The sequence below is a fragment of the Clostridium tarantellae genome (genome assembly GCF_009295725.1).
GTDB lineage: Bacteria > Bacillota > Clostridia > Clostridiales > Clostridiaceae > Sarcina > Sarcina tarantellae.
The window spans coordinates 1-2,003 of the sequence record NZ_WHJC01000440.1; the positions used below are offsets into that span (position 1 = coordinate 1).

The window sequence follows — 2,003 nt, forward strand, 5'->3', positions numbered from 1 at the left end:
TATATTAATGTCTTTTATAATATATTATATGCTTAAAATATAAAATTGGAACAAAAATTTGAAAAAAAAAGTTTAATATGAAGAAATAGGTAATTTTTTGAGGCTTATTATTAAAGAAATATTATATTTAAAAGTTAATAATTTGAAAATTAATCTTACAATTTAAAAAAATATAAGAATTAAGAAAGTATTTAAAGAAAAAAATGTGTAAAAATGGAATATTGTTTTTGTAAAATTATAATTTATATTTATAATAAAAATTAAACAGAAACAATTAACTTGTAATGTGATTATATTTACTATATAATAATTATTAAAGAAGAATGAAGATTAGGGTATTTTATATTTAGAGGTGTAGTTTATGGATTTAAAAAAATTTGATGCAGACTATGTTATGAAGTTAGCGGAAGAAATGTCGGAAAATAACATGGTTTCATATGATGAACTACCAAAGTATGATCTATTTTTATCTCAGGTTATTGATTACTTAAATGATAAATTTACAGAGGATAAGTATACTAATAATATAGTTCAAAATTATATTAAAAGTGAAGTGATTTCTAAACCGGAAGATGGAAAGAAAAGAGGATATACAAAAGTTCATTTAGCACAATTAGTATTGTTAAGTTATATGAGGCCACTTCTTACAACTGAAGAAATAAAAAAAGTATTTAAATTAGCATTTAATGATATAAATGATAGAAATGATGATATTATTTCATGGGAAGATGCATATATGTTATTTTCAGAAATACAAGAAAAAAGTTTTAAACAATTTTTAACAGTTCCTCTTTTTGATGAAGAAAAATTAGATCAATTAATAAAAACTTCAGAGATTAAAGAAGAAGAAAAAGAAAGCATAAGAATATTTTTAATAGCTATGACACTTATAGCACAAGCTAGTGTTATAAAAAAACTAGTTCAAAGAATAGTTAATCAGTATCATTCAGAATAATTAATACTGTAATATAGCTAAAACTATATTACAGTATTTTGTTTAATCTTTTTATATAAATATTTATTAAATAAACTATTGATGTATTGTTATTGTATAGTCACAAGAAAAGATTTGATTTTTAGGTAAAGTTAAAATACCTGCTTTATCTTTAAATTCTCCTTTGAAATTTACAAAATCTGCATGACCAAACCAGGGTTCAATGCAAACAAAAGGAGCACCAGTAGATTTTGTCCATATACCTAAATAGGGGAAATTGCTAAAATTAAATTCGATATATTTTGAGTGGTTTTTAGATTTTAAATTTATAATAGAAGATTTTAAATTTTTAAAAACTAAAGTATCAGGTGTAAATCCTTTTGGACTAAAATTTATAAATTTTTCATTTTTTAAGTAAGGAATATCTTGTTCAGTAAAATAACCAAATTCATTTATTTGCATTATATTTGCATTTTCATTTTTTTCAAACTCCAAATAATAATCTTCAAACTTTTCTTCAGGCAATATTGGACACATAAATGCAGGATGACCTCCAATAGAAAAATTTATAGTTTTATTATCTAAATTTTCAACAGTATATTTTATATTTAATGAATCATTAAATATAAAGTATTTTATTTTAAGAGAAAATTTATAAGGATAAACTTTAAGCGTATCTTCATTATACATTAATTCAAAAGTAATAGAGTTAATAGTTTTTTCTATCATTTTAAATTCTTTAATTCTTGCTAAACCGTGTTGAGGAAGTTCAAAAGGTTGTCCCTCGACAAAATATTTACCGTCATTTACTTTTCCAACAATAGGAAAAAGTATAGGAGAACGAAATTTCCAAAAATCTTTATTTCCATTCCATAAAAATTCTATTTTCTCCTTTTTTCCTTTAATACTATATAATTCTCCACCTATATTATTTATAGATATAGATAAATTTTCATTGTCAAGATTATAAATCATAAAATCATCCTTTCTAATAAAAATATTAATAAAAGTATTATAACACAGCATGATAATACTTTACATGACATGTAAAAATATACAAAGTTAATAT

Annotated in this window: 2 protein-coding genes; one reads left to right on the plus strand and one right to left on the minus strand. The window is 21.7% G+C overall.

The features are described 5' to 3' along the window. Window positions 1–361: 361 nt before the first annotated feature. A complete protein-coding gene (locus tag GBZ86_RS15375) occupies window positions 362–955 on the plus strand; it encodes a DUF1836 domain-containing protein (RefSeq protein WP_152892115.1) in 594 nt (197 codons plus the stop codon). 75 nt (window positions 956–1,030) lie between these two features. On the opposite strand, the gene GBZ86_RS15380 is transcribed toward GBZ86_RS15375, so the two are convergent. Next, on the minus strand, window positions 1,031–1,909 hold the full coding sequence (locus GBZ86_RS15380; protein WP_152892117.1) for an aldose 1-epimerase family protein: 879 nt from the start codon (window positions 1,907–1,909) through the stop codon (window positions 1,031–1,033). Between the last annotated feature and the right edge of the window lie 94 nt (window positions 1,910–2,003).